We start from the raw sequence: 4831 nt of genomic DNA, 5'->3' as shown, positions 1-4831 counted from the left end.
CCCTTCCGCTGCCGCCCGCCTGACACCGTCCGCGGTCAGCAGAGGCTTGCGCGGGCCGAGCGGGTCCCAGTCGTTCTCGCCGCCGAGCCGTCCCGGTAGGACGAAGAGAGTGGCGCCGAAGCGGCGGCGGTGGAGCAGCGGAAGGGCGGTGCTGACGAAGTCGGCGTAGCCGTCGTCGAAGGTGAGCCCCACCAGGTCCCGTCCCTCACCACGGGCGCGAGCGGCGAGAAGGTCGCTCACGGACACGCCCCGCAGCCCCCGCCGGCGCAGCCACTCCAGCTGGAGTCCGAGCCGTTCGGGCGTCACTGTGATGCGGTAGGGGTCGTCGGAACAGTCACCGACGGAGTGGTACATCGCCACCCATGGCACGGAGCCGCCCAGCGGGACGAGCCGGGTACCGGTGCGGGCGGGTTCAACGGAAGAGGCCATGTGCGTGCCTTCGTGTCGCGGTGCGGACGGAGCGGAGCACGGGAGTGACGCCCAGGGCGCCCAGGGCTCGGGCGAGCAGCCCGAAGACGACGGCCACGGTCAGCAGACCGAGCGCGAGACCCCCCGCGGCGGATCCGGGAACGCTCGCGGTGAACGCCCCGCAGGCGGTGGCGACCACCGCCGCCCGCAGGGGCCTGCTCAGCTCTGCCAGCACCCGCCGGGTGCGGACCGGCATGCTGTGCCGGCGCATCCCGGTGAGCAGCAGGACCGCCGTCGTGGTGATGCCCACGGCGTTCGCGGCGGCGATGCCCGCCACCCCGAAGGAGTGCACGGTGGCCGCCCCGATCCAGGAGGTGACCACGATGCCGACGGTCATCGCGCCCACCGGGTACCAGTTCGGCCGCCCGGCCGAGAAGTACGAACGGATCAGCACGCCCACGAGGGTCTGCCCGAGCAGTCCGAGCGCGTACACGCGCAGCACCTGCGCCGTCGCCGCGGTGTCCTGCGCGGTGAACGCTCCCCTCTGGAAGAGGAGTTGGACGATCTGCGGGGCGCAGGCGACCACCGCGGACACGCCCGACAGCACCAGGCAGGAGGTCAGCGCCAGGTCCCTTTCCACGCGGCCGCGTGCCCGCTCCACGTGGCCGTCGGCGAGCGCACGGGCCACCACCGGGAAGGTGACGGTGCACAGCATCAGCGACAGGGACATCGGGATCTGCGCCACTTTCTGGGCGTAGTTCAGGTGGGAGATCGACCCGGCGGGCAGCGTCGAGGCGAGGAACCGCTCGATGAGGACCTGCGACTGCCGGCACAGGGCGAACAGGAGGACAGTCGTGACCAGGCCGGGATCCATCGGCCGCTCCGGTGGCACCGAGTCGCACAGAGCCCGTGTACGTCCGCCGGACGGTGTTCTCGTCCGCTGCCGCAACTGCCGGCACAGCGGAGGAAGCTGGACCGCCACCATGAGGAATCCGCCCACCGAGACACCCACCGCCGCGGAGCGGACCCCCAACCGGCCGCCCAGCAGAAACATCGCGGCGATGATGCCGGTGTTGTAAATGACGTAGATCGCCGCCGGAGCCAGGAAACGACGGTGCGCCCGCAGCACGGCGCTGCAGTAGCCGGCGAGTCCGAAGCTCAGCACGCAGGTCGCGGTCAGCCGCATGCAGTCGGTGGCCGGACGGGGATCGGCCAGGCCGGGCGCCAGTGCCCCGGCCAGGTAAGGCGCCGCACCGATGACCAGCGTGGAGACCGCCACCAGACCCAGGGCCAACCGGGGCAGTGTGCCGGCTACCAGGGAGCGGACGGGGTCGCCCGGGACTCCCTGAGCGCGCCGGGCGAGGGCCAGGCTGAACGCCGGGATCAAAGCGAACGCCAACCCGTCCTCGATCAGCAGCGTGGCGGCGAACTCCGGAACGGTCCAGGCCACCAGAAAGGCGTCGGTCTCGCTGCCCGCCCCGAACAGCCGGGCCAGCGACTGGTCCCGTACCAGGCCGAGCAGGGACCCCGCGATGGACAACGACGCCGTGACCAGCGTCGCCTTGGCCAGGAACCGGCCGGATACAGCAGTGGGGTCTTCGGCCTCCGGGCCCGGCCCGGTGACCGGCCCGGAGGGCAGCGTCCCGGCGCCCGGAGAAGGTGTCACGGTCATCGTGCCAGGGCCCCCTCGGCGTGGGCGCGCACCGGATCCGACGGCGCCCGGCTGTCCCGCGGAGCGAGGGCCAGTGCCCACCAAGCCGCCAGCCCGAGGCACACGGCGGTCAGTACGGTCGACGGGCCACCGATGTCGGCGTAGGCGAAGTCGGTCAGCTGCCACACGAGCAGTCCGCAGGCGACGAGCGCACAGTCTAGCCCGGGGCCGCGGGAGTGCGGCAGCCTGCGCACGGCGCACACCAGCAGTGCCAGCCAGCTGCCGAGGAGAGCCAGCAGCCCGGCCAGGCCCTGCTCAGCGAGGACCAGCAGGTACATGTTGTGCGGTGACAGCAGCGGCTGCCTGCGGAACGTCGCGCCCGCGCCCTCGGTGTCGCTGCCGGAGGACAGCGCCGCAGGAGCGTGCCCGTCCCGGTACTCCGGGAAGCTCTTCAGGCCCACACCGGTCAGCGGGTGTTCCCGCCAGATGCCGGCCGCGGCCGCCCACAGGGAGTACCGGTCGACGACGGACTGGTCCGGGGCGTCGGTGACCTGCGTGATGCTCTCCATTCGCTCCTGCAGCATCGCCGTCCCGGCGCCGAAGCCGCCCATCAGGACGACTCCGGCGGCGATCACCGCCGAGGCCACCTTCAGCGCGCGCCGCACCCCGGCCAGCAGCAGCTGCGCCGTACAGGTCACGGCCGTCGCGATCCAGGCTCCCCGGCTGAACGACAGCGCCAGCGGGAGCAGCAGCGCCGGCACACACACGGCGGCTGCCACCCGCTCCCGCACGGCGGTGGTCCGGCCGAGAGCGAGACCGACCGCGCAGACCAGGCCCAGGGAGACGACCGTGGCCATGCCCATCACGTCGTGCGCACCGAAGGTGCCCACGGCCCGTACGTCCTCGCCCCGGTAGGAGGCGCCGGTCCCCGTCGCGTACTGGTGCACGCCGACCGCTCCCTGCCACAGCGCGAGCCCCACCAGCGACCAGGCCAGCATCCGGAAGTCACCGCGGTCACGGATCAGGACCAGGACGGCTGCCGGGACCAGCACGAACACCTGCAGGTAGCGGCCCAGGCCGGACAGCCCGGCCGACCATGAGGACGCCTGCACGGCCGCCAGGGCGAGCCCTGCCACCGGGAGACCCAGCACCACGCCCGCGACGGGGGTCAGGGGGCGCCGCCGGTCGCGCAGCAGCCGTACCGCGCAGTACAGGACCATCACGGCGGAGGCGGCATCGGCGGGTCCCGCGCCGCCGTCGTCGCCCGGCGCGAGCGGCAGGGCCAGCAGAGCGACGACGGCGACCACCGGCAGCAGCGCCGCGCGTGCGGTGGCCGGGGCCGCGAGAGGTGAGGAGGCCCGGCCTCCGGAAGCAACCCGGCTGCGGTGGAGGAACGGAGTGTGGAGGCGGGCCCCCCGCGGTCGCGGTGGTACAGCGCGGCTCATCTCTCAGCTTCCCGTCGGGCGCACCAGCGTGGCCGCGGTGCGCAGCAGGATGCAGATGTCCTGCCACAGTGACCAGTCGTCGATGTAGGCGTTGTCGAACCGGCAGCGGTCCTCGATGGAGGTGTCCCCCCGCAGTCCGTGGACCTGGGCCAGTCCGGTGATCCCGGTGCGCATGCGGTGGCGCGCCGCGTACCCCGGGTGCGCTTTGCTGAACTGCGCCGCGAAGTAGGGCCGTTCGGGCCTGGGGCCGACCAGGCTCATGTCGCCCCGCAGTACGTTCCACAGCTGCAGCAGCTCGTCCAGGGAGGTGCGCCGCAGCATCCTGCAGAACGGGCGCATCCCGTGCTCGTCGGCCACACTCCACCGTGTCGCCGCCTCGTGCGCGTCGACCGGGCGATGGGTACGGAACTTCAACAGGGTGAACGGTCTGCCGTCCTTGCCGATGCGCTCCTGCCGGAACACCACCCCGGGCCCGTCCGTGATCCGCAACACCGCGGCGCATGCCAGCAGCAGCGGGCCGAGCAGGAGCAGAAGTGTGCCGGAGACCAGGACATCCAGCGCCCGCTTGCCCGCGCTGCCGCGCCGCCGGGCGGCGGAGAGCCCGATACGGCGGCAGGGGTACCCCGCCAGCCGCTCCTCGGACGCGTACGACGGCGAGTCCGCGTCCACCTCCCACACCGTGCACCCCCACTCGGCCAGCGCCCGCAGTACCGCGCCCTGCGCGCTCCGGGCGGAGGGATGGACGACCAGCACGGCCCGCACCCCGTTCTGGATGACCGCGCGTTCGATCTCCTCGCCGGTCGTCAGCACCGGCAGCCCCTCCGCGTCCTCGGCATGAGCCGCCACGACCCCCACCGGCCGTACTCCGCACCGCGGATGCCGCAGCAAGGCCGCGGCGACGCGCTGCGCGATCGCCGCCGGGCCGATGACGAGCGCGGTGTGCGGACGGCGCAGCAGCATGATCCGCCGGTGGGCGTGCACCGCGCCGCGCAGCGCGGAGCCGGCCGCCGCCTGCAGGACCAAGCCGGCCAGCAGAGCGTGTGCCGACAGCGCGTGCCCGGGTCGGCAGGCCGCCACCAGTGCCGCCACGGCCAGCCAGGACGCCGCGATCCGACCGCAGACGGCGGGCAGTTCGTCCAGCACCCCGGGAGCCGGTGAACGAGGTGCGCGCGGGCTCAGCAGGAGCGAGCAGGCGATCAGCAGACCCGCGAGCAGCGGGCGGCGCCCTGCCTCCGTGAGCGTGAGACCGCCCAGCACTGCGGCGGCTCCGTCCGCGAGGAACAGCGGCACCCGCGAGCCGGTCAGCGGCCGGCGGCGCCCGGGCGGG

General features: G+C 73.5%; 4 protein-coding genes. All 4 read right to left on the bottom strand.

What is annotated here, in order from left to right:
• Positions 1 to 429: polysaccharide deacetylase family protein (locus tag IE249_RS37505; RefSeq protein WP_229858658.1), on the bottom strand; the 429-nt coding region annotated here is incomplete at its 3' end.
• The gene (murJ, locus tag IE249_RS16470; RefSeq protein WP_189705577.1) at positions 413 to 2080 is read right to left on the bottom strand and encodes a murein biosynthesis integral membrane protein MurJ; all 1668 of its coding nucleotides are present in this window, start codon (positions 2078 to 2080) and stop codon (positions 413 to 415) included. The genes IE249_RS37505 and murJ, both read right to left, overlap by 17 nt.
• The gene (locus IE249_RS16465) at positions 2077 to 3366 is read right to left on the bottom strand and encodes an O-antigen ligase family protein (protein ID WP_308434357.1); all 1290 of its coding nucleotides are present in this window, start codon (positions 3364 to 3366) and stop codon (positions 2077 to 2079) included. The genes murJ and IE249_RS16465 overlap by 4 nt, the downstream gene beginning before the upstream one ends.
• A gap of 141 nt (positions 3367 to 3507) precedes the next feature.
• Positions 3508 to 4831 (bottom strand): exopolysaccharide biosynthesis polyprenyl glycosylphosphotransferase (locus tag IE249_RS16460; RefSeq protein WP_189705575.1); only part of this gene is annotated, 1324 nt, incomplete at its 5' end.

The sequence above is a fragment of the Streptomyces anandii JCM 4720 genome, from assembly GCF_014650655.1.
GTDB lineage: Bacteria > Actinomycetota > Actinomycetes > Streptomycetales > Streptomycetaceae > Streptomyces > Streptomyces anandii.
This window is presented reverse-complemented; position numbering and strand designations above follow the sequence as displayed.